26 protein-coding genes and 5 tRNA genes are annotated in these 25,316 nt (G+C 59.7%); 9 read left to right on the plus strand and 22 right to left on the minus strand.

Annotated features, from left to right (window positions below; translation table 11 throughout):
- Positions 1-2 precede the first annotated feature (2 nt).
- The 17 genes from secD to I6I71_RS10015 form a co-directional block, all read right to left on the minus strand.
- Positions 3-1,850 carry a protein translocase subunit SecD gene (gene secD, locus I6I71_RS09935; protein WP_070494795.1) on the minus strand — a complete coding sequence of 616 codons (1,848 nt, stop codon included), beginning with the start codon at positions 1,848-1,850 and terminating at the stop codon, positions 3-5.
- Positions 1,851-1,914: 64 nt separating this feature from the next.
- On the minus strand, positions 1,915-2,196 hold the full coding sequence (gene yajC / locus I6I71_RS09940) for a preprotein translocase subunit YajC (RefSeq protein WP_052204050.1): 282 nt from the start codon (positions 2,194-2,196) through the stop codon (positions 1,915-1,917).
- 53 nt (positions 2,197-2,249) lie between these two features.
- Complete coding sequence (ruvB, locus tag I6I71_RS09945) at positions 2,250-3,260, minus strand: Holliday junction branch migration DNA helicase RuvB (protein ID WP_414017456.1); 1,011 nt, start codon at positions 3,258-3,260, stop codon at positions 2,250-2,252.
- A gap of 88 nt (positions 3,261-3,348) precedes the next feature.
- On the minus strand, positions 3,349-3,963 hold the full coding sequence (gene ruvA / locus I6I71_RS09950) for a Holliday junction branch migration protein RuvA (protein WP_201820766.1): 615 nt from the start codon (positions 3,961-3,963) through the stop codon (positions 3,349-3,351).
- On the minus strand, positions 3,960-4,472 hold the full coding sequence (gene ruvC / locus I6I71_RS09955; RefSeq protein WP_083439891.1) for a crossover junction endodeoxyribonuclease RuvC: 513 nt from the start codon (positions 4,470-4,472) through the stop codon (positions 3,960-3,962). The genes ruvA and ruvC overlap by 4 nt, the downstream gene beginning before the upstream one ends.
- Positions 4,473-4,498: 26 nt before the next feature.
- Positions 4,499-5,419: a hypothetical protein gene (locus I6I71_RS09960; protein WP_201820768.1), complete on the minus strand. Its 921-nt coding sequence runs from the start codon at positions 5,417-5,419 to the stop codon at positions 4,499-4,501.
- A 1-nt stretch (position 5,420) separates the two neighbouring features.
- Positions 5,421-6,173 carry a YebC/PmpR family DNA-binding transcriptional regulator gene (locus I6I71_RS09965; RefSeq protein ID WP_052204039.1) on the minus strand — a complete coding sequence of 251 codons (753 nt, stop codon included), beginning with the start codon at positions 6,171-6,173 and terminating at the stop codon, positions 5,421-5,423.
- Positions 6,174-6,276: 103 nt separating this feature from the next.
- Positions 6,277-7,137, minus strand: coding sequence for an acyl-CoA thioesterase (locus tag I6I71_RS09970; RefSeq protein ID WP_201820770.1), 861 nt, complete (start codon positions 7,135-7,137; stop codon positions 6,277-6,279).
- A gap of 33 nt (positions 7,138-7,170) precedes the next feature.
- Positions 7,171-7,617 (minus strand): hypothetical protein, encoded by a 447-nt coding sequence (locus I6I71_RS09975; protein WP_201820772.1) that lies wholly within the window; start codon positions 7,615-7,617, stop codon positions 7,171-7,173.
- Positions 7,614-8,717: a glycosyltransferase family 4 protein gene (locus I6I71_RS09980; protein ID WP_201820774.1), complete on the minus strand. Its 1,104-nt coding sequence runs from the start codon at positions 8,715-8,717 to the stop codon at positions 7,614-7,616. The genes I6I71_RS09975 and I6I71_RS09980 overlap by 4 nt, the downstream gene beginning before the upstream one ends.
- A 2-nt stretch (positions 8,718-8,719) precedes the next feature.
- Positions 8,720-9,625, minus strand: coding sequence for a phosphatidylinositol mannoside acyltransferase (locus I6I71_RS09985; RefSeq protein ID WP_201820775.1), 906 nt, complete (start codon positions 9,623-9,625; stop codon positions 8,720-8,722).
- Positions 9,626-9,632: 7 nt separating this feature from the next.
- Positions 9,633-10,268 (minus strand): phosphatidylinositol phosphate synthase, encoded by a 636-nt coding sequence (pgsA, locus tag I6I71_RS09990; protein ID WP_201820776.1) that lies wholly within the window; start codon positions 10,266-10,268, stop codon positions 9,633-9,635.
- On the minus strand, positions 10,261-10,878 hold the full coding sequence (locus I6I71_RS09995) for an ATP adenylyltransferase (protein ID WP_052204025.1): 618 nt from the start codon (positions 10,876-10,878) through the stop codon (positions 10,261-10,263). Before I6I71_RS09995 ends, pgsA begins: the two co-directional genes overlap by 8 nt.
- Positions 10,859-12,925, minus strand: coding sequence for a threonine--tRNA ligase (thrS, locus tag I6I71_RS10000; protein ID WP_052204023.1), 2,067 nt, complete (start codon positions 12,923-12,925; stop codon positions 10,859-10,861). Before thrS ends, I6I71_RS09995 begins: the two co-directional genes overlap by 20 nt.
- Before the next feature lie 88 nt (positions 12,926-13,013).
- A complete protein-coding gene (locus tag I6I71_RS10005; RefSeq protein WP_052206346.1) occupies positions 13,014-14,138 on the minus strand; it encodes a Dyp-type peroxidase in 1,125 nt (374 codons plus the stop codon).
- 59 nt (positions 14,139-14,197) lie between these two features.
- Positions 14,198-14,806, minus strand: coding sequence for a copper resistance CopC family protein (locus tag I6I71_RS10010; protein ID WP_236587305.1), 609 nt, complete (start codon positions 14,804-14,806; stop codon positions 14,198-14,200).
- A 177-nt stretch (positions 14,807-14,983) separates the two neighbouring features.
- Positions 14,984-15,058, minus strand: a tRNA-Val gene (locus I6I71_RS10015).
- A gap of 295 nt (positions 15,059-15,353) precedes the next feature.
- Here I6I71_RS10015 and I6I71_RS10020 point away from each other — a divergent pair.
- From I6I71_RS10020 to msrB, 7 genes are all read left to right on the plus strand, one after another.
- Positions 15,354-15,429: transfer RNA gene (locus tag I6I71_RS10020), tRNA-Gly, on the plus strand.
- A gap of 23 nt (positions 15,430-15,452) precedes the next feature.
- Positions 15,453-15,524: transfer RNA gene (locus I6I71_RS10025), tRNA-Val, on the plus strand.
- A 1-nt stretch (position 15,525) separates the two neighbouring features.
- A tRNA-Gly gene (locus I6I71_RS10030) sits at positions 15,526-15,601 on the plus strand.
- A 1-nt stretch (position 15,602) separates the two neighbouring features.
- A tRNA-Cys gene (locus I6I71_RS10035) sits at positions 15,603-15,676 on the plus strand.
- Positions 15,677-15,726: 50 nt separating this feature from the next.
- The gene (locus I6I71_RS10040) at positions 15,727-16,401 is read left to right on the plus strand and encodes a dihydrofolate reductase family protein (protein WP_201820777.1); all 675 of its coding nucleotides are present in this window, start codon (positions 15,727-15,729) and stop codon (positions 16,399-16,401) included.
- Between the two features lie 5 nt (positions 16,402-16,406).
- Positions 16,407-17,585: a glycosyltransferase family 87 protein gene (locus I6I71_RS10045; protein WP_236587306.1), complete on the plus strand. Its 1,179-nt coding sequence runs from the start codon at positions 16,407-16,409 to the stop codon at positions 17,583-17,585.
- Positions 17,530-17,934, plus strand: coding sequence for a peptide-methionine (R)-S-oxide reductase MsrB (msrB, locus tag I6I71_RS10050; RefSeq protein ID WP_101734326.1), 405 nt, complete (start codon positions 17,530-17,532; stop codon positions 17,932-17,934). Before I6I71_RS10045 ends, msrB begins: the two co-directional genes overlap by 56 nt.
- Positions 17,935-17,953: 19 nt before the next feature.
- Here msrB and hemQ read toward each other — a convergent pair whose 3' ends face one another.
- The gene (hemQ, locus tag I6I71_RS10055) at positions 17,954-18,655 is read right to left on the minus strand and encodes a hydrogen peroxide-dependent heme synthase (protein WP_101734327.1); all 702 of its coding nucleotides are present in this window, start codon (positions 18,653-18,655) and stop codon (positions 17,954-17,956) included.
- A 151-nt stretch (positions 18,656-18,806) separates the two neighbouring features.
- Here hemQ and I6I71_RS10060 point away from each other — a divergent pair, with 151 nt between their 5' ends.
- Both I6I71_RS10060 and I6I71_RS10065 read left to right on the plus strand, forming a co-directional pair.
- Positions 18,807-19,415, plus strand: coding sequence for a DUF3000 domain-containing protein (locus I6I71_RS10060; RefSeq protein ID WP_052206343.1), 609 nt, complete (start codon positions 18,807-18,809; stop codon positions 19,413-19,415).
- 24 nt (positions 19,416-19,439) lie between these two features.
- Positions 19,440-20,663 (plus strand): HRDC domain-containing protein, encoded by a 1,224-nt coding sequence (locus I6I71_RS10065; protein WP_201820779.1) that lies wholly within the window; start codon positions 19,440-19,442, stop codon positions 20,661-20,663.
- A 10-nt stretch (positions 20,664-20,673) separates the two neighbouring features.
- Here the strand turns inward: I6I71_RS10065 and dxs are convergent, their stop codons facing one another.
- The 4 genes from dxs to dut all read right to left on the minus strand — a co-directional run bounded on the left by dxs (position 20,674) and on the right by dut (position 25,286).
- Positions 20,674-22,602, minus strand: a complete 1,929-nt coding sequence (gene dxs / locus I6I71_RS10070; protein ID WP_201820780.1) for a 1-deoxy-D-xylulose-5-phosphate synthase — start codon at positions 22,600-22,602, stop codon at positions 20,674-20,676.
- Positions 22,603-22,680: 78 nt separating this feature from the next.
- Entirely contained in the window at positions 22,681-23,889 is a 1,209-nt protein-coding gene (locus I6I71_RS10075) for a class I SAM-dependent RNA methyltransferase (RefSeq protein ID WP_330910976.1), read from the minus strand.
- A 2-nt stretch (positions 23,890-23,891) separates the two neighbouring features.
- Positions 23,892-24,800, minus strand: a complete 909-nt coding sequence (locus tag I6I71_RS10080) for a DUF3710 domain-containing protein (protein ID WP_201820782.1) — start codon at positions 24,798-24,800, stop codon at positions 23,892-23,894.
- 39 nt (positions 24,801-24,839) lie between these two features.
- Entirely contained in the window at positions 24,840-25,286 is a 447-nt protein-coding gene (dut, locus tag I6I71_RS10085; protein WP_083439890.1) for a dUTP diphosphatase, read from the minus strand.
- Positions 25,287-25,316 lie beyond the last annotated feature (30 nt).

Here is a 25,316-nt window from a genome sequence, read left to right on the forward strand (position 1 = left end):
CTCTATGCCTCCTCGGATTCTACGTGGGCAACAGGGCGGGGATCATGGGCAGCAGCCTCAGCCGCTGCAGCGTCTGCCCCCGTCTTGGAAACAGCTCGGTTGTGCTCTCCCACTGCAAACGCCTTGCTCATACCGTTTACTGCAGGCTTGGACCAGAAGGAACTACGCGACGCCAAAATCAACAGCGGTGCCGTAATCAGGAAGGTGACCAACAGGTCGAACACGGTAGTCAGGCCCATGGTGAAGGCGAAGCCCTTCACATCGCCAACAGCCAGCATGTAAATAATCACCGCACCGATCAGGGTCACCATGTTGCCGGTAACAATGGTTTCCTTCGCACGCTCCCAACCAGATGCGGTAGCAGAGCGGAAGGTCTTGCCCTTGCGCACCTCATCCTTAATCCTCTCGTAGATCACCACGAAGGAGTCTGCGGTGGTACCGATACCAATGACCAGACCAGCAATGCCAGACAGATCCAGGGAGTAGCCGATCCAGCGGCCAAGCAGTACCAGCGCGCCGTAGACCAGCACACCTGCCGCTGCAAGGGTGAACAGGGAGATCAAACCAAACAGGCGGTAGTAAGCGAACACAAACAGCGCCACCAGCAAAATACCAACCAGGCCTGCGTAAATACCTGCCTGCAAGGAGGCCAAGCCCAGTGACGGCGGCACCGTCATAGCGGTACCACCTGGCTCACCATTCTCACCTGCAAATGACAGCGGGAGTGCGCCGTAACGCAGGTTGTTTGCCAGGCTGTCCGCCTCTTCCTGGGTGAACTGGCCGGTAATAGACGTTGCCGAGCCCACCGGGGTGGAGCCCTGGATCACGGGAGCGGAGATGATCTGGGAGTCCAGGGTGATGGCGATCTGCTGGCCAATCATGGCGCTAGTCAACTGCGCCCAGGTCTGGGAGCCGTTGAACTGGCCCTCCTGGCTAAACGCGAAGTTGATCTCCATCTGACCGGTCTGAATGTTCGGACCACCCGTAATCTGGCGGCCAGTATCAATCTGCTCACCAGTCAAACGCGGTCCATCCGGGCCGGTGACGCCGGCGAGCAGCGGCACCTCGTCCAAAAGCAATACCTGCCCACGCGAAGGGTCACACGCAACAAGCGGCAAGGTCTCATCATCAGAGCCTGCCAGCGGGTCAACGGTCTGCAGCAGGCAGCTGCCCTGCATCAGTGCCATCGCGGCGAACTGCTGCGTGGGATCAGTGGACTGGCGGGTAGCACGCAACGCCTCAGCAACTTCCTGCCTGCGCTCGGATGCCTCAACCGGACCGTTCGGCTCCGGCAGCGGGGTTGCTTCAAGCTGTGGTGCTTCAGCGGCTTCCTCTTCACCCTCAGTCTGTGGGGCAAACACCTGGTTGATCGCCAGCTGTGCCTGCTCCTTAGGCATCACACCGAGCTCAACCCACGTTGTAGCCGTATCAAGCAACGTCTGTTCAACACTGGCCGGATCCGCGGTTGGATTCTCCAGTACCGGGCGGAACAGCAGCTGAGAAGTCTGGCCGATGTTACGCACCTGAGACGTGTCATCACCCGCTGCGGTAATGACCAGAGTATTGCCGTCCACCACAACACTGGCGCCGGAAACACCCATACCGTTGACGCGGTTTTCAAGAATATTGCGGGCATCTTCAAGCTGTTCACGCGTCGGCTCAGCCCCTTGCGGGACCAAGGTGACACGCGTGCCGCCCTGTAGGTCAATGCCCAATTTTGGCGATGCAGTCTTATCACCGGTGAAAAACACCAGCGAATAGACGCCAATGACTACGAGCGCGAACAGCGCAATGGCACGCATTGGCCATCGCCGCGTCGAGTCATGAGATCGCCGAGCGCTGCTAGACACGTGGAATTCTCCTCTTGTTACAAAGTCTAAGGTTCGCTAACCGCTAACGAGACACCGGAACATGCTACGGCATGACCTCTGCGTCTTTCTTCATCACTCCGGCCAGCTCCATGGTGACCACTACACCCGGTGCGATCTCCACATCAATTGCGCCCTGCTCCTGGCCCTGCTCGCCCACGGCCACCACAGTGCCGTGAACACCTGCCACGCTTACAATGCGATCCCCCGGAACCAGCGAAGCACGCATGGCTTCTACTTCACGTGCCCTCCTGCGCTGGGAGCGCATCATGAGCAGCGAAGGCAGAAGAAAAAGGCCAAGAATAAGAAGAAGTGGCAAGAGTTCCATGCCGCTTATCTTCGTTGCTCGGCCTAGACAAAATCAAACTACGCCAAATCAAACTAATACAGCTCAAGCTGGCCCGGAGCCTCCGGCGGCGGAGTCATACCAAGGTGGTGCCACGCACTTGCCGTTGCCACACGTCCGCGCCCGGTACGCGCCATGAGGCCAGCGCGCACAAGGTAAGGCTCACAGACCTCCTCAACCGTGCCTGGCTCTTCACCCACGGCAATCGCCAGCGTGTTCACGCCGACAGGCCCACCGCCATGGCCACGGATCAATGAATCCAGCACCGCCCGGTCAAGGCGATCAAGCCCGCGTTCATCAACATCAAAGACATTGAGCGCGGCACGGGCAGCATCCAGATCTACATGCCCGTTGCCGTTAACATCTGCCCAGTCGCGCACACGACGCAGCAGGCGGTTTGCAATACGCGGCGTGCCACGGGAGCGCGAGGCAATCTCCACCGCGGCATCCTTATCAATGCTGACTCCCAGAATTGTTGCCGCACGCGTAACCACCCTGGTCAAATCTTCAACGTCGTAGAACTCCATCTGCGCTGTAAACCCGAAGCGGTCGCGCAAAGGTCCAGTCAGCATGCCGGCGCGTGTGGTTGCACCAACCAATGTAAACGGCGGAATCTCCAACGGAATAGAAGTTGCACCCGGGCCCTTGCCCACAATCACGTCAATGCGGAAATCCTCCATGGCCATGTAGAGCATTTCTTCGGCAGGGCGCGCAATGCGGTGGATCTCATCAATAAACAGCACGTCGCCCTCCATGAGGTTCGACAGCATCGCTGCAAGATCGCCCGCACGCTCAAGTGCTGGACCAGAGGTCATACGAAGCGAGGTTCCCAGCTCCTGGGCAATAATCATCGCCATCGTCGTCTTACCCAAACCTGGCGGGCCAGAAAGCAGAATATGATCCGGTGTCACACCACGACGCTTCGCACCAGCAAGCACCAGATTCAGCTGCTCGCGGACTTTCGGCTGGCCAATGAACTCATCCAGCGACTTTGGTCGCAGCGTCTTTTCAACGTCATGCTCTTCCGGCTGCGCTTGCGATGTCACTGGAGAATCCTGCGATCGCCCCGCACCTGTTCGGCGGGCAAGGTTATCCGGCAGCTGGAACTCAGTCTTTTCTATATCTGACACTGCCCTACTTCTTTCCAAGCTGCGTCAACGCCGCGCGAAGAAGCGCACTTTGGGCAATCTCCGGCTGCTCCGCCTGCAACGCCTCGACCACTGGGCGCGCGGACTTCTCTGCAAAGCCCAAACCGACAAGTGCCTCAACAACCTGCTCAGAGGCAAACGATGCCCCGCCCGCACCACTAGCCGCGCTAGGCGCCTGATCCTGTGCTGGGGCTACGGCAAAGCCCTCTAGCTTGTCCTTGAGTTCCAAGACCATGCGATCAGCCATCTTCTTGCCCACGCCTGGGATGGTCTGCAACGCCCTGGCATCACCAGCCGCGATGTGGCTCGCCAACTCGCCTGGCTGGAACACAGCAAGCGCGGCAAGCGCCAGCTTCGGGCCCAACCCGGTCACGGTCTGCAGCTTATGAAAAATCGTACGCGCATCGGCATCGGCAAAACCGTACAGCGTCATGCCATCATCTTTAACCACCATTGACGTCAGCACACGGCGCTTCTCCCCGCGCTGAAGCCCCCCAAGCGTTGGAGGCGTGGCAAGAAACCGGTAGCCAACCCCAGAGCACTCAATTACCGCGTGGTCAAGCCCAATCGCAATAACCTCACCATTGAGGGAATCAATCATGCCGTAGACATCCTTTCAATAAGCGGCGCACGCCAGCAGTGGCATACGGCAATCGCAAGCGCATCCGCTGCATCCGCAGGCTTCGGGGCTTCACTCAATCCCAAGATACGGGTAATCATGTTGGTCATCTGCTTCTTGTCCGCACGGCCATTGCCAGAAACAGCCTTCTTCACCTCTGAAGGCGTGTACTGATGCACCGGGATCCCCCGCTCCGCAGCTGCCAACACCAGCACACCCACCGCGTGAGCAGTGTGCATCACAGTAGAGACATTGCCACGTTCAAAAACCCGTTCCATGGCAACAACATCCGGACGGTAATCATCCATCCATTCCCCCACCGCACGGGACAAGCGAAGCAAGCGCTCCGCCAATTCCGCGTCCGAAGGCGTACGTGCAACTCCCACAGCCACAGGAAGTATCTGACGCCCGCGCCCGGCCTGGACCACGGACAGACCACATCGGGTCAGCCCGGGGTCAATGCCCATTACACGAAGCCCTTCAAGATTCACCACACGTATGTTCTACCACATGTGGTTTAGACGTAGTCGATGTACGTAAACCCGTCCAGATCGTGTCGACCGTGCTGGAAGACCTCTTCATCGGCTTTGCCCGAGAAGTCTCCTACCCAGTCACCGTCAACCCAGCGCATGCCAATACGGCCAACCAACAGTTCGTCTTCACGTTCAAGTTGGTCAGGCTCAAAGAAGATAGCCAACTCAACCTGCACGAAGTCTTTCTCACACTGCAGAATCTTGTACGCCACCGGCGCAGGCATGGTGAGGAAACGCGAAGTTGCGTACTGCTCAGGGTTTTCATGCCCGCCCTCTTCACGCAGCTGCTTTGCCAACGCTGAAGACTTAGCCAGCTGCTCATACGATTCTGCAGCTACCTCATCACCACTATTTGGGTGGAACGTTGCCGTGTTCATCGCTGCAACGAGGGCACCTGCGGGCGAATGTGCATAACCGCGAGGCACCGCGCGTACCGCCTTAGTGGGGCCAGCTTGGTCGTTGACCACCATGTAGCGAGCGTTGACGTACTGCTGCTGGGTTTGCCCCTCAAGACCCTTGAACGCGTCGCAGGATCCGTCCTTCAGACCAGCATCTCCTGGAAAATCGCCGTCGTGGCCAATTGGGGTATGCGCAGGGCGTCCCAAAAAGACGTCTGGATTCACCGTCCCTGGTTCCGCATGCACGGAGTCATCCACTCCACCCGGCCAGCTGCGTTGCTGGTTACCAACCAAGGCGCCAGCGTCAACCGGGGGTGAAACAGGACCAGGTTCTTGGCGCGGCTCTAAGGCGTCAGAGTCGGGTTCAGGTCCCGCAATGCTTGTAAACACCGGACTTTCGGGCACGGGCAGCGCCTGTTGGCTGCCCACTGCACTACAGCCCGCGGGCAGCAGCGCACCCGCGGCCAAAGCACACGCCGAGAGTGCGACAGTCAGCCGCTTGTTCACACTAATCCTCCAGTTGCTCAGCAACCTCGTCCGAGATGTTCATGTTGGTGTAGACGTTTTGCACATCATCCGACTCTTCAAGCGCGTCGATGAGCTTCATCATCTTCTTTGCGCCTTCAAGATCCAGATCAACCTCAACGTCGGCGCGGAACTCCTGCTCGGAATCTTCCACCTCAATGTTCTCGGCTGCTAGTGCCTCACGTACGGCCGGAAGGTCGGTCGGCTGGCAGGTGATCTCAAACAGCTCACCGAGGTCATTGACTTCCTCAGCGCCAGCGTCCAGGACGGCCATCAGCACATCGTCCTCAGTCAGCTCGCCCTTTTGGATGGTGACAATGCCGGTGCGTTCAAACATGTAGCCAACAGAACCGGACTCACCCAGGTTGCCGCCATTCTTCGTCATGGCGGTGCGGACCTCAGTTGCCGCGCGGTTGCGGTTATCCGTCAGACACTCAATCAGCACTGCGACACCGTTGGTGCCGTAGCCCTCATACATCACGGTCTCATAGTTAGAGCCGCCAGCAATCTCACCAGAGCCACGCTTACGTGCGCGCTCAATGTTGTCGTTGGGCACGGAGGCCTTCTTGGCCTTGCGGATCATGTCATCCAGCGTCGGGTTCGCAGCTGGGTCGCCACCGCCCGTACGGGCCGCAACCTCAATGTCTTTAATCAGCTTCGCCCACAGCTTGGAACGCTTCGCGTCATTTGCTGCCTTCTTGTGCTTGGTAGTAGCCCACTTTGAATGGCCTGCCATCTCGCACCCCTTTTCGCTCGGAAGTTTTGTTCTCGGCATGCCAGTATACGCTGCAGCCAATTCTGGCTAACCACGCATCACCGGCACGGATCACTAGCACCGATCATTTACCGCGCATCGGCACCTGGGTCGCGCCTTCGCGAAGGTTGCGTGCAAGCCCCTCCTGGACAATCACCGCAACGAGGTTGCCGGCAGCATCAAAAATTTTGCCCTGGGTCAGCGCCCGCCCACTGCCTGCTGATGGCGACGACTGCCTGTACAGCAACCAATCATCGACCCGCACCGGGCGCAAGAACCACATGTTGTGGTCCAACGACGCCAACTGAACCTTCGCCTCCGGGTGCGCCTGCAACGAGGTGTAGAGCAGCGTCATGTCCGTCAGATACGTCAGCGCCTGGGCATGAAAGACATCCGTGTCAGGCAGCTGGTGGCGGTAGCGAAACCACAGGCTCCGTCCGCTGACCGTGGTCGCGTCTTGTGCATTGCTTTCGATAGGTACGTCGCGGATGTCCCACTCGTGGAACTCCTTTTCCGCATCCGGCACACCGCTCGGAATCTTCCCTCCAGGGGCAATTGCCTCCGGGCGTGGGACATCCGGCATTTGCTCGGCGTGCTCCGGTCCCTCGTCCAGGTTGTGGTGGAAACTCGCGCTCAACACAAAGCACAACTTCTCGCCTTGGTAAGCCTGCACGGTGCGTAGGGCGTAGCTGCGGCCGTCGCGAAGCGGGAGCACCTCGTAGCGCACGGGCAAGTCAGCCTCAGCAGGCCGCAGGAAGTAACTGTGCAAAGAATGCACGTATTTGCCGTCTCCAATGGTTGCGCTTGCCGCTGCCAGCGCCTGGGCCGCAAGGTGACCACCAAACATGCGGACAAACACCAGGGCATTCATCGCGGGGCCCTCAAACGTGGTTGGGCCAACCTGTTTGAGTGTTAAGACTCGCTCTAACTCACGGATGCTTTCCATGACAGGCAAGCCTACAACGCATCACAGCTGGATCTACAGCGGCAGCGCAGCGTATTCCGGAAGCGCAGCTGTGCCGCCAAGCCGCAGCGTACGCACCACAGGTCGAAGGCGAAGCGCGCGCGTATCAGCTACGGCATCGTTGTAAAAGCGCAGCGCAAGCAGTACGCGTGTGTCAGCATCCTGCAGCTCTGCCCCCTCACAACCTGCCGCGCGCGGACGTAGCCCTGACTCAGCGTCCAGCCTGTCGGTGAGATTGCCAGCGCTCATCCGAATCTCTTCAACAGCATGGGCATCGGCTGCTAGCTCTGGGCAAGTCACGGCAAGTACGGCACAGCGTCTATCCAGGGCTGCTTGCAATGCCGCACGCGAGCGATCCAAGCGAATGTGCAGCCGGTCCAGACGGCGCGCAGTGAAATACGCCCATGCAGCAAACAGCGTCAGCAAGATCGCCACCACAACCCAGATCACCGTGGTGCTCACTTGGACACCGTCACAATCTGTCCTGTGGCAACCGTTTCGTACACGGCCAGCACTTGGCTCGCCACTCGCTCCCAGTCGTAGAGAGCTGCGCGGCGCTTACCTGCGGTGATGAGGGTGTTGCGGGTGCGTGGATCGTCGATAAGCAACTGCACCTGCCTAGCTAAACCATCAGCATCACCGATAGGAAACAACAGGCCAGCAGGCGTGTCACTCTGCGCATCAACCACTGCGGCAAACGCTTCCAAGTCACTTGCCACCACCGCACACCCTGCCGCCATGGCCTCAACCAGCACAATGCCGAAAGACTCCCCACCCGTGTTCGGCGCCACGTAAATGTCGGCTCGCCCCAGCACGCGGGCTTTCTCTTCCTCGGTGACACGCCCCATAAACTCCACCCCCGGGTGCGAGCGCTCAGCCCCACCCCCCATCACCGTCACCCGCAGTGATCCCTCGGGGCTTTTCAGCTTATCGACGCCCGCGAGCAACACCTCCAACCCCTTCCTCGGCTCATCCAACCTGCCGAGAAAGACGATCTCAACCTCACGCGAATCGTTCGGCTCACCACAGTGCGCGGCAAAACGCGAAGTATCCACGCCGTTGGGAATCACAACCGGGTCTGTGCCTACCTGTTCCACCTGCCAACGCCGAGCCATTTCGGAGACCGCAATACCGCCGCTGACCTTCTCCAAGTTGGCGCGAAGGATCGGCAGTGCGGCTTTCAGCGCCACCGAAGAAGCTGCAGACGCGTGGTAGGTAGCCACGATTGGGCCATCAGCGTAACGCAGTGCCGCCAACGAGAAGCTTGTCGCATTCGGCTCGTGGACATGCAAGACGTCAAACTCGCCTCGTGCAATGAACTGTCGGGTTACACGCCGCATATGTGGGCCGAGCGAAAGCCTGGCAACGGAACCGTTATACGGCACGGCAACAGCGGGCCCGCCGCGGGTGACAAAGTCGGGCAGATCCGTGTCCTCGGAGGCTGGACCGAGTACCCGCACCTCGTGGCCGCGGGCAATCAGGGTCTGCGCCAGATCCAACACGTGCGCCTGCACGCCACCGGGCTCATCAAAGGAGTAGGGACACACCATGCCAATGCGCATGTCTAGCTCCCCTCCTGTTTCCGCCTGCGGTCTTTATCCGCAGGCCACAGCGGCTGCAGCATGTGCCAATCTGCCGGGTGGGCGGCGATGTTGGCAGCGAAGTGGTCAGCGACGCGCTGGGTTGTCTTTTCAAGCGTGTCCACGGCAATCGGCGGGTCCACCTTCAACCCCCATCCGCCCTGACCACGCACACCGTCAGTGAACCAGGAGTGGGCAACCAGAAGTTCAGCGCCCGTATCCATCGCCAGCTTTGCAGGCCCTACCGGAAACGTCGTCTCCTCACCGAAGAACGTCACCGCAACGCCACGACCAGAAAAGTCGCGCTCCCCCATCAGACACACGATGCCGCCGGCTTCCAGAACCTCTTTCAGGCGCGCAAATGGAGTGACCGGCCCGCCTGTTAGCGGCACTACCTCGAAACCTAAAGACTCCCGGTAGTCCACGAAGGCATCAAACAAGACTTCAGGCTTGACACGCTCAGCGACGGTGGTGAAACTGCCGTAGTTGCGAGTAAGGAACAGGCCGGCAAAGTCCCAGTTGCCGGAGTGCGGCAGGGTGAGCACAACGCCCTTGCCCTTAGCCAGTGCCGCTTCGAGATGCTCCAACCCCTCGACGCCCGCACTGTAGCGGTTGAGCAGCGCATCATCGGTGGCAATACGTGGCAGGCGAAAGGCCTCCATCCAGTAGCGAGCGTAGGAACGCATGGCATCGCGCACAAGTCGGCGTGTGACATGCCCAGGGCCCACCACGCGGGCCAGATTTCTGCGGAGCTGCTCCATGCCGCGGCCGTAATCGCTGAGTTGGTCAGCGCCGAAGCGAAAGAGCGGCCAGGTCACGCGCCTCGGCAGTGCACCGACAAGGCGCCACCCTGCCAAGTAGCCATAAGCAACGAGATTTTCAGCCCCCATCTACGCCTCACGCTCCAGGCGGCGGTGCCAACGGAGCCATCGCTCGCGGATCACGCGCAGCAATCATCAAGCGTTGCACCACTGTGAACACGGATCCCACCAGCAGCAACCACACGGCAACTTCTACCGCGTGCGGCACCCCAAAGCCTTCAAGGCCCAAGCCCACCAGCGCCACAATCAGGCGCTCTGGTCGCTCCACCAGCCCACCGACAATTTTGATGCCGCCGGCCTCAGCACGCGCCTTGATGTAGCTGATGGTTTGGCTGAGCACCAGCACAGCCAAACACGCTGCGACGTGTGCCGGGTGTGCGTGGTCTACGTAGATCAGCCACATGGCGATAGCGCCAAACAGCGCTCCGTCTGTAATACGGTCACAACTTGCATCCAGCGTGGCGCCATAGGCCGTTCCCCCGCCGCTAAGGCGCGCCATCGTGCCGTCAACCATGTCAAACGCCGAAAACAGCCCAATGGCAATGGCCGCTGCCACCAAGTAGTCGGCCGGAATAAGCACCGCAGACAACGTCACTGCGACAACGGTGCCAACCACCGTGGTTATGTTCGCACTCACACCGGCATTCAGCAGGGCTTTGGCTACCGGTTCCACGAAACGGCGTGCCGGTTTACGCCCATGCACACTAAGCATTGTCTGTCTCCGATTCGGGTGTGTTCGATCGCGTCGGTGAAGTCTGCGGGGTCGATGCCACTTCCGCCCAGCCATCTGCAAGCAGCTGCCTCGTATCACGCAGCAGCTGCGGCAATACCTTCGTGCCGCCAACGACAGTCATAAAGTTACTGTCTCCGGACCACCGCGGCACAACGTGTAGATGCAGGTGGTCTCCCACTGACCCACCTGAGGCTTTGCCAAGGTTGAGCCCCACGTTGATCGCTTCGGGCCGTGACACATGCTTCAAGGTCCGCACTGCAAGCTTGGCAAACTCGCCGAGCTCTGCGGTCTCCTCATCGGTAAGGTTTTCCAGCTCAGCAACCTTGCGGTACGGCACCACCATCATGTGGCCAGAGTTGTACGGGTACAGGTTGAGCACCGCGTACACGTGCTTGCCGCGCGCAACAATCAGCCCATCCTCATCGTCCATCTTCGGGATGTCTAGGAAAGGATCGGAGCTTTTCTTGCTTGCAGACGCATGACGCGCAATATACGCCGACCTATACGGTGCCCAGAGGCGCACAAGGCGATCCTCGTCGCCTGCGCCCTGGTCAACGTAAGGCGGGTTATTAGCCGCGTCGCGCTGCAATTGCGGCCTCGTTCGGCTGATCGTTGATCTTCTCGCCAACCCAAGCGGCGATCAATTCCACAGCCTCATCAACGGGCACGCCGTTGATCTGGCTGCCGTCGAGGAAGCGGAAGCTCACCGCGTTCGCATCCACGTCACGCTCACCCGCGAGCAGCATGAACGGTACCTTGCCGGTGGTGTGGGTGCGGATCTTCTTCTGCATGCGGTCATCTGAATGGTCTACCTCAGCGCGCAGGCCACGAGCACGTAGCTGGCCAACAACGCCCTCAAGGTGATCCGCAAACGCGTCCGCCACCGGAATGCCAACCACCTGGTGCGGGGCCAGCCATGCCGGGAAGGCGCCAGCGTAGTGCTCCAACAGCACGCCGAAGAAACGCTCAATGGAACCAAACAGTGCGCGGTGGATCATTACCGGGCGCTTCTTGGAGCCATCCGAGGAGGTGTACTGCAGGTCAAAGCGCTCCGGCAGGTTGAAGTCCAGCTGCACCGTAGACATCTGCCACGTACGACCAATGGCGTCGCGGGCCTGCACCGAAATCTTCGGACCGTAGAACGCCGCACCGGCTGGATCCGGCACCAGCTCCAGGCCGGACTTCTCAGCCACAGACTGCAAGATGTTGGTGGAGCGCTCCCAGATTGCATCATCACCGATGTACTTCTCCGGGTCCTTAGTGGAAAGCTCCAGGTAGAAGTCATCCAGGCCGTAGTCCTGCAACAGCGAGATAATGAACTCCAGCACGCTGGTCAGTTCTTCTTCCAGCTGCTCCTCGGTGCAGTAAATGTGTGCGTCATCCTGGGTAAAGCCACGGGCGCGTGTCAGGCCATGCACCACACCGGACTTCTCGTAGCGGTACACGGTACCGAACTCAAATAGGCGCAGCGGTAGCTCACGGTAGGAACGACCACGGGAGTCGAAGATGAGGTTGTGCATCGGGCAGTTCATCGGCTTGACGTAGTAGTCAACCGGCTGCTTGGTCACATTGCCTTCATCATCTACCTCGCCGTCCAGCTTCATCGGCGGGAACATGCCCTCGGCGTACCAATCCAGGTGACCCGACTTCTTAAACAGGTCACCCTTGGTCACGTGCGGGGTGTTTACAAAGGAGTAGCCAGCAGCCACGTGGCGCTCACGCGAGTGCTGCTCCATCACCATGCGCACAATGCCGCCATCCGGGTGGAACACCGGCAGGCCAGAACCAACCTCATCCGGGAAGGAGAACAAGTCCATCTCATTGCCCAGGCGGCGGTGGTCACGCTTCTCCGCCTCGGCCAGCATGGTCAGGTACTCATCCAGCTTCTCGGTGGACTCCCACGCCGTGCCGTAGATGCGCTGCAAACCAGCGTTGTTCTGGTCACCACGCCAGTAGGCCGCCGAGGAACGGGTCAGCGAAAACGCCGGGATGTACTTGGTGGTGGGAATATGCGGGCCACGGCACAGGTCAGACCACTCAACCTCACCCGTGCGTGGGTTCAGGTTGTCGTAGTAGGTCAGCTCGCCAGCACCTACCTCGGTCGCCTCATCCGAGTCCGGGTCCACGTTGCCCTTGTCCTGGATCAGCTCAAGCTTGTAGGGCTCGTCTGCCAAACGCTCTGCGGCTTCTTCCTGGGAGGCGAACACGCCGCGAGCGAACTTCTGCCCCTGTTTGATGATCTTCTTCATCCGACGCTCAAGCGTCTTCAAGTCCTCAGGAGTAAACGGCTCGGCAACGTCAAAGTCGTAATAGAAGCCGTCATTAATCGCCGGGCCAATGCCCAGCTTGGTGCCGGGGAACTCGGCCTGGACAGCCTGGGCAAGCACGTGTGCGCAGGAGTGGCGGATCACGGAGCGGCCCAACTCAGTATTGGCCGGAACCGGCGTAAACGTCGCGGTTTCCTCCGGCACGTGCGACAGGTCCTTCAGGTTGCCCTCTACATCCTGGACAACCACGATGGCCTGCTCACCCTTGTTCGGCAGGTTGAGCTCCCGCATTGCGGCACCAACAGGTGTGCCGGCGGGAACCTCAAACGGCTCAAACTCCAAAATCTGCGTTGCTGTTGCTTCTGCCATAGCCAGGTGCGCTCCTTTGCGCCTCAAGGGGAACGTCATACCTGGACGCGCCCCGTTTACAATGCGGTTTGCAATCCTACCCCGGATGCTATGACAAAACCGACTGACCCCAGTAGGCCCGGTCTGCAGATTCCGGGTCAGTACCCGGCGCAATCCAGTACACGGCGGAACCAATCGCCGTAGTCCACTCGTTGAGCCGGTCGATCTCATCCAGCCGCTGCTGCACCGGCGTGAACTGTATGTCCGGGTCTTTCTGGAAGGCCACAAAGATCAGGCCAGCCTCCGGCGGCAGGTAATAGTTGTACGGGCGGCGCTTGAACTTCTGCTCCGGGTGGTCCGCAGGTGCAGCCGCTCGCGCCATGTGGGAATTCGGGTCAATCACACGCAAGCCAAAGTCATCGATTTTCTCGAAGTCGGCTGGGGTGAACTCGTCGCCACCGGAAAGCGGCGCACCGTCATCAAGCGTGCGGCCCACTGACTCCTCCCTGGAGACGCGGTCGAGCTTCTCCCAATCATCCAGGTCCATCTCAATGCGGCGGATCACCATGGAGGTGGAGCCATCATCGGCAAACACCTGCTCGGCGTATTCCTCTTCCGAGTAAGGGTTGACCGTGCCGTCAATCTGGCCGAAGAGGTTGCGCGGGGTCTGGCCCTTCGGAATGGCCCCGTACGCATTGGCAAAGCCTTGCTGCACCCAGCCAATGTCCACGTAATCCACGCTGGCACGCACCATATGGCGCATCGCCCAGGCACACATCACCGGGTCATCAGCGCAGATCTGCAGAACAAGATCGGTTTGTCCCCATTCCTCACGCAGCTGATCGTGCTGCATGTCCGGAATCGGGTGCAACCAGCTCGGCTTCTTCTCAGGCGCGGCGATATCGAAAACCCGCTCACCAAAGCCCACAGTGAACGTCAGGTTTGCCGGCCACTCCAGCATCTCGGGCTCCAGGCTGCCCAAGGGGTTACGGCCGGCGGCCATCTCACGAGCATCCTCAGTCCACAGCCGCATAAGGTTGCGAATCCCTTTCGCCTCCACCCCCTCGCGCAGGTTGAAGCCAATCATGTTCAGCGAAGCCTGCGTCGGCGTCGAAATACCCGCCTGGTGTGGCCCATCGAATGCAACCGTGGATTTCTTCAGCGGCTGATCGTTCGGCTCAGAGTTACTGGGAACACCTACGGGTGCATCAGTATCACCGCAGGCAGTAGCCATGCTTGCCGACGCCACGACAACCCCACCCGCGAGAAACCCCCTCCTAGAAACCGCCACTTTTACTGCCCCTGTCCTTTACGAAGTTTTCCAAGAGCCGCTACCGCAGCACCTGCAACAACGAGCAAGCCGACAATCGCCAACACGAGGCGCATGCTGGAGTTACCTTCATCGGCGGCTGTCTCGGTCGCTGTGTCCGATGTGGTGTCCGGTGTGGATTCAGCCGCTTCGGCCAGCGGCTCACCGGTCGGGTTAAACGTAAACGTGGTCATACCCTTCGTTGCGTGCCCGTCGGAAGAAATGATCTGGAAGCCAATGCGGTAATTGCCCGGCTCAACGTCCAAGCCATCGGGCAAATCGAGGCGAACGAAGTTCTGTTCAATCGTAGGCTCGCCGCTAAAAAGCACTTCCGGCTTACCGTCTACGTCTCGCGACAATGCGATGGTGCTAAAGCCCTCTTTAGGAAAACCGGAGAACTCCAGCTCAAGGGTGGTAGGAAATGCGGTAACCACCTCTTTATCAGCGGGTGAACCGCCGATAACTGCGTCATGCGCCAATGCCGCAGGGGTGCTGGCGGCTAGCGCACCAGCTACAACAGCTGCAGCTGCGAATTTGGAAACACGGCCTACACCCCGGCCTGAGCTCATGTGGTGGCTCATGTTGCGACTCATGTTGCGGTGAAATCCTTCCGGTCACTGAATCGTTTTCGCTTGCTACTCACCATAGTGCCCGGGGGTAGACACTTAGTACACCCCTATTGCGGGGTAGATCACCAGCAACGGCACCAAGATACGCAGCGGGAAACGGAAAAGCTCCGGCAGAACACTGTCTGTCGGAGCTTTTACATCTGGTGGTCCTAGCTGGGATCGAACCAGCGACCTTTCCGGTGTGAACGGAACGCTCTTCCACTGAGCCATAGGACCGAACAGATGGGTATGTTACACCGCAACGCCACTGCAGCCGAATCGCCAGCTCAGTAACCCAAACCCCGCCCCAAAACCCGCCTCATACCCTGCCTCAACAACCTACGACTAGCGCCGAGAAATGACACCGGTGTGATGCATTGGCTGCAAACAGCCCATCTTCACACCGAATCCCGCAACACAAACCCCGCCTAACCTGGCGATTTGTCTATTGGCAGCCAAAGGGGTTAATGTTCTATCTCGCACAACGCAGTCACCCAAACGGTGAAGCCGAAACGGTACAGCACAGTGCAATGCGGATGTAGCGCAGTTGGTAGCGCATCACCTTGCCAAGGTGAGGGTCGCGAGTTCGAGTCTCGTCATCCGCTCCAAGTCCCCTAGTGGGACTTTTCCCGCGCGATTAGCTCAGCGGGAGAGCGCTTCCCTGACACGGAAGAGGTCACTGGTTCAATCCCAGTATCGCGCACGCGGATGTAGCGCAGTTGGTAGCGCATCACCTTGCCAAGGTGAGGGTCGCGAGTTCGAGTCTCGTCATCCGCTCCACGGTGGATTGGTCGAGTGGTTAGGCAACGGTCTGCAAAACCGTGTACACGGGTTCGATTCCCGTATCCACCTCCAATCACACAGCCTCGGTAAAGCGAAAGTTTTACCGAGGTTATTCTTTTTCCATGCCCGCTTCCCCACACATGGCCCAGCTGATAGGCCCCACGCAAGCACCAGGCGAGCCAGAGCTACGCGCGGTGGCAATCAACACGCTGTTCGGGGCCTTCGCCCGCAAAGGTACATCCGGCGAGTTGGGCAACGCGACAGACTCCAAGCTGCTTGCAGCGCTTCGACAGTGGTCAGACTGTGTCCTGGTTGGCGCCGGCACAGTGGCCGCCGAGCAGTACGGTCCCTCTGCTACCCCCATTGCGGTGGTTACGCGCTCACTGGAGCTCGACCCCTCGCTTCCCATCTTTGGCACCGAGCGCCTCATCATTGTCGCCCCGGAGCGTTCGCTTGCCGACGCCACACGTACCCCCACCATCCGCCCCCTCGAGAATCTCGGCGCAACGATTGTGAGTTCTGGCGACGGATCGGCGGCCAGCATCGTGCGGGCGCTACGGAATCTCGGATTTGCCCGCATTCTTTGTGAGGGCGGACCGCACCTCTACGCACAGATGCTGGACGCGGATTTGATTGATGTGTTGCATGTGACGGTTGACGTAAGCGTCGGCAGTCAGGATGGCCCCTGGGGCCTTGAGCTTGACCGGAACCGTAACTACGTGCGGCGCTTTGAGGTGGAAGATGCCACCGTGGACCAGCGCGCCATGATCTTTACCCGGCTGCGGCGGGTACGGTAATGCGAGTGAAAGCAGCAAACGCCTTTGCCTGGCCCATCGCACTTTGCCTGATCCTGCACAGGCTCATTGTGCTTGCACGAACCGGGTCGGTGACAGACGATTTCACCACCGTGTGGTCGGCCGCCCGCCGCTTCGTGGAGCGTGTGCCGGTGTACAACGAGATCTATCACCACGTTAACCCCCACTACTTGTACAACCCGGGCGCTACCTTGCTGCTCTCGCCGCTGGGGCTGATCACCAGTGTGGATGCGGCGCGGCCGTGGTTTATCCTGGCCAACGCAGTTGCCATCATTGCTGCCCTTGCTCGGCTTACTCGTCTCAGCGGCTATGGGCTGAAACACCCGATGTTTCCCATCGCATTGGCGTTGGCCTTTGCCACGGAGGCCGTGACCAACACCCTTGTGTTTTCAAATATCAACGGCATCCTGCTGCTCGCACTGACGGCATTTCTTGCGCTGACGATGGCGCGCCGTGACATCGCTGCTGGTGTGGTCTTAGGTCTGGCGATCTTGGTCAAGCCAATGTTTCTGCCCCTTGTGGCGCTGCCGTTTTTCCTGTTCCGCTGGCGCAGCGTGATTGCCGCGGTGATTGTCCCTGTAGTGATGAACGCAATTGCCTGGCCGCTTACCCCCGGAGCAAACGATTACGTAACCAAACTCGTGCCGTACTTGGGCATTACGCGCGATTATGCCAACTCTTCCCTTGCCGGCTTTGCCGTCTACTTTGGCATGCCAGACTGGATGCACCGCGTGCTGTTCCTCTTCTTTGCGGCCGCTGTGGCTATTGCCGTGCTGGCCTTGTTGCGCTGGCGAAACGTTGATCAGTGGCTCTGGCTCACAGTGAGCTCTGCCGTGCTCCTTGCAGGTGTGTGCCTGTTGTCCTCGTTGGGGCAGGCCTACTACTCCATGATGCTCTTCCCCGCGTTGTTTACCGTGGTGCGTACGCATTCCCCCATGCACCTGTGGACTGCGTGGCTGGGAGCGTTCCTGTGCCTTTCCCCCTTAAACTGGTGGAGTCCCCACCACCCAGCGCTTGGGGGCTGGCTCAACACCTTCCTCCCTACTGCAGGGTGGGCGATCTTCATCCTTGCTGTCGCAACCTGGGCTGTGGTGACTACGCTTCAACACCATGACGGATTACAAAAACTGGACCGAAGCGCAGTGGCGCGAGAAGCTCACGCCTGAGGAGTTCTACGTACTTCGCGAGGCTGGCACTGAGCCCCCAGGGGTTGGCGAATACACCAACACCACTACAGAAGGCGTCTACCACTGCCGGGCGTGTGGCGAGGAGTTGTTCCGCTCTACCGAAAAGTTTGAATCTCACTGCGGCTGGCCGTCATTCTTCTCCCCCGCCGACAGCGATAAGGTCATCGAGCGCGAAGACCGCTCCCACGGCATGGTCCGCACAGAAGTGCTCTGCGCCACGTGTGGCTCCCACCTCGGCCACGTGTTTGCCGGTGAGGGCTATAACACCCCCACCGACCTGCGCTACTGCATCAACTCCATCTCAATGACGCTAGAGCCAAAGCAGTAGTTCGCAGCCCAGTTTGTAACTACGGCAGAATCTCAATGATCTCTGCAATGTCGCCAACACGACGGCCCGTCTGGAACGGGATCTCTTCACGCACGTGGCGGCGTGCCTCGGTGTGGCGCATCTTGTGCATCAGCTCCTCGATGCGCAGCAGGGTCGGCGCTTCGAATGCGAGCATCCATTCGTAGTCACCCAAGGTAAACGCCTCAACGGTGTTGGCGCGCACGTCTGCAAAGTCACGCGCTGCCATGCCGTGCTCCGCCAGGATGCGGCGGCGCTCCTGCGGGTCCAGCAGGTACCACTCGTAGGAACGCACGAACGGGTAGACCGTAATCCAGTCGCCCGGCTCCTCACCCATGATGAAGCTTGGCAGATGGGACTTGTTGAACTCTGCCGGGCGGTGGACACCGTTGCCAATCCAGCTGACCTCAACAAGCTGACCCAACGTCGTCGTACGACGGAAATCTGCCAGCGCCTTCTGCAGCTGGGAGAACTCTTCTGCGTGCCACCAGATCATGAAGTCAGCGTCTGCGCGGATTCCGGTGTTGTCATAGATACCGCGAACGGTCACAACACCCTCGTTCTCAAGGTTGGTGAAGAAAGCCTGAGCCTCTTCAATAACCTTGCTGCGGTCCTGCCCCAGTGCGCCGGGGATTGCGCGGAATACCGCAAACTGGAGGTAACGCTGCACAGCGTTTAGGGCATCAAAATCGAGCTTGGCCATGGGCACCCTTTCTCTAGGGATCAATCGAAAGTTCTACTTCACCCTACTACCGTACTACCCCTCAAGCGGCGCGCCTCCACGGCTAGCCGCCCGCGCACCGATAGCTTTGATTGCTGTGAAGCACTCGGACACCTCCTCTGCCCCGGTTTCAATCAGCGCCGCGCTCAGCGGGGCGACATCTGACTCCACCCCGGCGGCGACACCCGCGGAGTTCTCTGCGGCTGTTGAGTCAATGCATGCGGCTCGCCTGCGCCCAGAGATCACTCTTGGCACCATCCGCCCGCCACAACGCCCAGCGCCGTATTCGCACGCCATTGGCCTTGAGGTTGATCGCGGTGAGGATGTCACTGATTCCATGGATTCGGATGGCGATGCATTCGGCCGCCTTATCCTGCTGCACTCCCCTGACGCCGAGGAAGCGTGGGAGGGCTCGATGCGCCTTGTCGCCTACATTCAGGCGGACATGGATGATGCCGTGGCGTCGGATCCTTTGCTTCCCGACGTTGCGTGGCAGTGGCTCAACGAGTCATTAGCACAGCGCGGCGCTGGTTTTACCAACCTTGGCGGCACAGTAACTTCCACAGCATCGGTTCGCTTCGGTGAGATTGGAGGCCCGCCACGGGCATACCAGTTGGAGATGCGCGCCTCTTGGACTGCTGACAGCTTGGACCTCGCACCCCACGTTGAGGCATTTTCGCAGGTACTGGCACATGTGGCCGGGTTGCCTCCAGAAGGTGTGACAGAGCTGGGACAAAGGTAAACGTACGCTGTAAAATAGTCCTTCGTGACACTAAGACCAGAGTATGAATATGTGGATAGCCCAGCGGGCTTCCACCGCGTTGCCAGGGCACTTGCCCAAGGCCGCGGCCCGTTTGCAATAGATACGGAGCGCGCATCTGCCTATCGTTTTGATGACCGGGCATTCTTGGTCCAAATCTACCGTCGAGGCGCCGGCGCCTTCCTGCTTGCACCGGAGGGCCACCGCAAACACCTCACCGCCGCCCTTGCGCCCGTAATCAACGGCGAAGAATGGATCATCCACGCCGCCGGTGAAGATTTGCAAGCCCTAGCCATGATGCAGCTACACCCCGGCACGCTGTTTGATACTGAGCTCGCCGCACGTTTTGCGGGCTTTACGCGCCCCAACCTCGGCGCGATGGTGAAGCACTTCACCGGCGTGCACCTAGACAAGAGTCATGGCCGCGAAAACTGGTCAAAAACTCCGCTACCAAAGGCTTGGTTGGATTACGCGGCACTTGACGTGCTGTATCTCCATGATCTCGCGGAAGCACTTGCAGAGGTTCTAGACACCGCAGGGGTGCTCCCGTTTGCGGAAGCAGAGTTCGAGCACCTGATTGATACCCGCAGCCTCGAATCCCCCGTGGAGCGAAACTGGCTTGATTTGAAGGGGATATCCACGGTGCGTACCGCCCGTGGACTGCAGTTAGTCCGCGAGTTGTTCTCAATCCGTGAACGCCGCGCGTTTGGGTCTGACGTATCGCCGTCCATGATCATGCCGAACCAAGTGCTGATTGCTATTGGACGGGCTGAGCCCACCACCGAAGTTCAGCTTTCCCGCGTGCGGGGTTTTCCATCCCACGACGATGCCATCACCCGTACGTGGATGAGTTACGTTGAACGCGCGTTGAGTGATGAGGAGGTCACGTGGCCGTCCCCAAGGGAACGGAGAGCGAAAGTGGCTCCCTCCCCTGTGAAGTGGAAGCGCGAATACCCTGAGAGCTGGGCCAGGGTGCAGCTGGCCAAAGAGTACATTGAGGAAGCCGCAACGGAGCTTGGAATCCCCGGAGTTAACCTGTTGTCCTCCTCCACGCTGCGCGGGGCACTGTGGAATCAATGGGAAGCATCAGGTGGGCAGATACAAGGATTAGACACACACGCCCTGATCCCCATACTCGTTGACGCGGGTGCGCGCCAGTGGCAGGCAGAAACCGCGGCGCCGCTAGTAGCAGCCGCACTGCACGAGCCGATCGAGATCCCGCAGGCTTAGCACCGCAGGCCTAGCAGTCCTCCAGGCCGGCCACCCACTCGCACAGCTGCTGTGCGGCGGAGACTGGATCAAGTCCGTATTGGGCCAGCAGCTCACCGCGTGAGGCATGCTCTGGGAAAATATCCGGGAATGCCAGGTGGCGCACTGGTGTGGTTACCGATGCCGCGGCCAGGGCTTCCCCAATTGCAGAGCCCACACCGCCGCGCACGATGCCGTCCTCGTAGACCACCACCATGTCGTGGTCCACGGCCAGAGATACGATGTCGGGCGAAACCGGAACCACCCAGCGCGGGTCTATAACGGTGACACGGATCCCGTCGGCGGCAAGGTCGTGGGCCACCTGCATGGCGTACTCCGCAAACGTACCAACAGCGACCAGCAGCACGTCCACGTTGTCATCGCTGTCTTCATCTACCTCACCTGCGGGTACATGCAGCACATCGACGCCGCTATCCAAACGCTCAACGGCATCAATGTTGTCCGCCACCGTGCCCTTCGGGAAGCGCACAAGCGTCGGGCCGTCCTCCACCGCAATCGCCTCGCGGAACGTTTCGCGCAAACGCTCCGGATCACGTGGCGCAGCGATTCGAATGCCAGGCACGATCGAGGTCAGCGCCATATCCCAAACGCCGTTGTGGCTCGCGCCGTCAGTACCCGTTACACCTGCGCGGTCTAAGACAAGGGTGACGGGTTGGTTGAGCAACGCAACGTCCATAAGCAACTGATCAAATGCCCTGTTCAGGAACGTGGAGTACACCGCAACCACAGGGTGCATGCCGCCAAGCGCAAGACCCGCCGCAGACGCCACAGCATGTTGCTCCGCAATGCCAACGTCAAAGAAGCGGTCTGGGAACTCTTCTGCAAACGGCGCAAGGCCGGTCGGCCCCGCCATCGCCGCAGTAATTGCGACGATGTCATCGCGCTCACGGCCAGCCTTCAACAGCTCCTGGGTAAACACCGACGTCCAACCGGGGGCCGATTTGGACAGCGACTTCCCTGTCACCGGGTCAATCACACCAGTAGAGTGCATTTGGTCTGCCTCATTGTTCACCGCAGGGGCAAAGCCGTGTCCCTTTTCCGTCAGCACATGGATAATCAGCGGGCCGCGGTAGGTGCTGGCGTAATTAAACACGTTCAGCAAAGACTTCAAATCGTGCCCATCCACAGGGCCGACGTATTTCATGCCCAGTTCAGAGAACATCTCCGTGGGCACCACCTGGTGCTTCACGCCAGCTTTGAGTGCCTGGAGTGCGCCAAAGGTCCGCTCGCCTACCCAGCCCATAGACTTCAGGGTCTTCTTGCCGGACTCCATCACCTCGTCATAGCCAGGCTGGATCCGAATCTGCGCAAACTGATCACGCAGCCGCGCCAGGTTCGCCGCAAAACCACCGATGGTCGGCGAATAGGAGCGCCCATTGTCATTGACCACAATGACCACGTTGCGGTCCCCATCCGCAATATTGTTCAACGCCTCCCAGCACATACCGCCAGTCAACGCGCCATCTCCCACCACAGCAATCACGTGGTCATCTTCTTCACCGCGCAGCTGCTTCGCCTTTGCCAACCCATCCGCGTAAGACAAGGATGCAGACGCGTGAGAAGACTCCGTCCAGTCATGCTCTGATTCCGCGCGTGAGGTGTAGCCGGACAGGCCGCCGCGCTGGCGCAACGTATCAAACTGTCCCGCACGCCCAGTCAGGATCTTGTGCACATACGACTGATGCGACGTGTCAAAAATGAACGGATCCTGCGGTGAGTTAAACACTCGGTGCAGAGCAATCGTCAACTCAACCACGCCCAGGTTTGGGCCCAGGTGACCACCAGTAGCGGACACCTTTTCAATCAAAAGTTGGCGAATCTCATCCGCAAGCTGGCTCAACTCTTCCTGCGACAGCCCCTTAAGGTCTGCCGGCGAAGCGATTGTCTCGAGCAGTCTCACGGTTGATGTGCACTCCTATCGGTTACTAACTTCCCCGCAATCTTACACGCGGCGGCTAAGGCAAAGAATCGTTTGGGCTTAGCGCGGTTCAAGTACTGCGATCGTTTCAAAGTGGTGCGTATTCGGAAACGCATCGATCAAGCCGAGCCGCTTGACTTCGTAGCCGCCTTCGCGCCACGCTGCAACGTCACGAGCAAAGGTCGCCGGGTCACACCCAATGTGAATGACCCGCTCCGGAGCCTTCGCCGCGATCGCAGCCACCACCTGTGCGCCCGCACCGGTTCGCGGCGGGTCAAGCACTACAAGCCCTGGGGCTTCAAGCTTATCGACGCCCCGCTCAACCCTCTCAGCCACAACCCGCACATCAATGCCGTCTAGTGCTGGCTGCGTACGCGATGTTGCTGCTGGCGAGTAATCCACCGAAATTACGCTCGCACCGCCAGTCGCCGCATGGATAGCAGGTACAAACGCGCCGACACCGCCGTAGAGATCCCACGCCACGTCCGACTTGTAGGTGCCTTTACCCCACTGCTCGATGACTCTGGCGTAAGCGTTCGGCGCAGCTGTGTGCGCCTGCCAGAAGGCGGTTGCAGGAAACTGAAAGGTCGAAGACCCGTAACCTGCCTCAATGCGCTGCGTGACCTCACCGGATCCCTCGACCACGGTGTTAATGTGTTCCACCCTTTTGCCCCGCATAGCGCGAGTGGTCTGCACAATATGGCGAGCACCGGTGCTGTCCATAACAGCAACAACCTCGCTACCCGGGCTAAAACTCGGCAACGAATCCATAAGCCCCACAACCGGCTGCGTACACGTAGCGGAGGTAACAACCTCAGTCGAGCGGGCCTTGCGCACCCCGGCGCGGCCGTGGCCGTCCACGCCTAAGCGCACTCGGGTGCGCCAATGCGTCGACGGCGGAAGGCTCACTGCCTCAATCGGCAGTTCCTCTGCGTTTGCCGTTTGCGCGAGTGCGCGCAGCTGACCACGCAAAATCTCTGTTTTGAGTCCAAGCTGCGCTTCTGGGGCAATGTGGCTGAAGTCGCAACAGCCAGCACCAGCAGCGGCTGCCGGGCACGTGTGCGCCACGCGCATCTCAGACGGCGTGCGTACCTCCACCAGTTCTGCGCGCGCCCAGCGCTTCTTGGACTTCGTAATACGAGCCTCAACGGTGTCGCCGGGGATGGTGCCGGCGATGAAGACCACGCGACCGTCTTCAAGCTGGGCGATGCCCTCGCCACCATGGGCCATACGTGTCACCGTGACGGTGACGTGTTGCGCTTCAGCCACCACTAGTCGTTCTTGCGGCTAGCTTCGCTCTGCTCCAGAATCTGGCGCAGCGCATCCGACAAAGCATTCGGGCTCGGGGTTGCCGGAGCATCACCCGTAGTACCCGCAGCCTGGCCCTGCGCCTGAGCGGCACGAGCCTGAACTGCCTGCTGTACCTGGGCTGCCAACTGCTGCGGCAAAGTCACCGGAAGCGAGTTGCCGGAAAGGATTGCGTCCTGGCCACGGTAGATAAAGGAACGCGCGACAACCTCGCGGCCAAGTTGTGCGAGCTGCTCCTCGCGGCCAGTTGGCGCAGCAAGCGTCACACGGTAGAGCCAACGTGGGCCTTCCACACCAATAATGCGGATCAGGCCGTTGGTGCCCTCCCCAACAACCTCACGCCCCCACGGGCCCTCCTCAAAGTGCATTGGCATGCCCTCAGAACGCATCCCCTCACCGATCTCTTCGGAGGATTCCTCCCACAGACCACCGGTGCGCGGGGCTGCAAACGCCACTGGAGTCAGACGGCCAAACTCAGTAACAATGTGGACCATCTTCGGGCCCTGCTCCCCCATCTCAACCTGGACCTGAGAGCCCTTCGGCATCGGGATACGGACAGAACCAAGGTTCAGCGTTACATCCGAGAAATCAGTGAAGTCAAAGTCTTCGATCTCAACCGAATCACCGTCAAACGGGCCGGTGGAGCCACCAACTGGGTCGTAGTTTTCAATCTTGGTGGTGCCAGGAGCCTGAGCAACCGCCGCACCGGTGGCTGCCGGCGTCTCAGCCTCCGGCTGGGCTGCAGCCGACGAGACGTCTGTGTCCTCAGAGGTTGCTACAGCAGCATCTTCAGTCGTGGTCTCCTTGATCGACTGCTGCGCATCTTGCTCCTGCTTTGCCTTCTTTTTCTTACCAAACGGCCAAATCGCCATGGTTTTCATGCTCCTTCACGTGTTGCTTCTCAGCTGACTTTAGTGGGTGCCGGTAGAACCGTAACCGCCCGCACCGCGCTCTGTGTCATCCAGTTCATCCACTTCAACAAAATCAACCAGCTCCACTTTCTGCACCACCAACTGGGCAATGCGCATCCCGCGGGTGATCTCAATCGGGGTGGTTGTATCCGTGTTCAACAAGCACACCTTCAGCTCACCACGGTACTGCGCATCCACAGTGCCGGGGGCGTTCACAATGGTCAGACCCTGTTTTGCCGCAAGTCCAGAACGGGGATGGATCAACCCAACGGTGCCCATTGGCAACGCAACAGCAATGCCTGTGGAAACCAGCGCACGCTGCCCTGGCTGCAACGTAATGTCTTCAGCGGAGTGAAGGTCTGCGCCGGCATCGCCAGCATGCGCACGAAACGGCATTGGGATGTCCGGGTCGAGGCGCTTCACGCGCAAGGGGGGAAGGTCAGTCAGTACTAATTCGCTCACCCAGCCAACCCTACT

Source organism: Corynebacterium riegelii (assembly GCF_016728505.1).
Classification (GTDB): domain Bacteria; phylum Actinomycetota; class Actinomycetes; order Mycobacteriales; family Mycobacteriaceae; genus Corynebacterium; species Corynebacterium riegelii.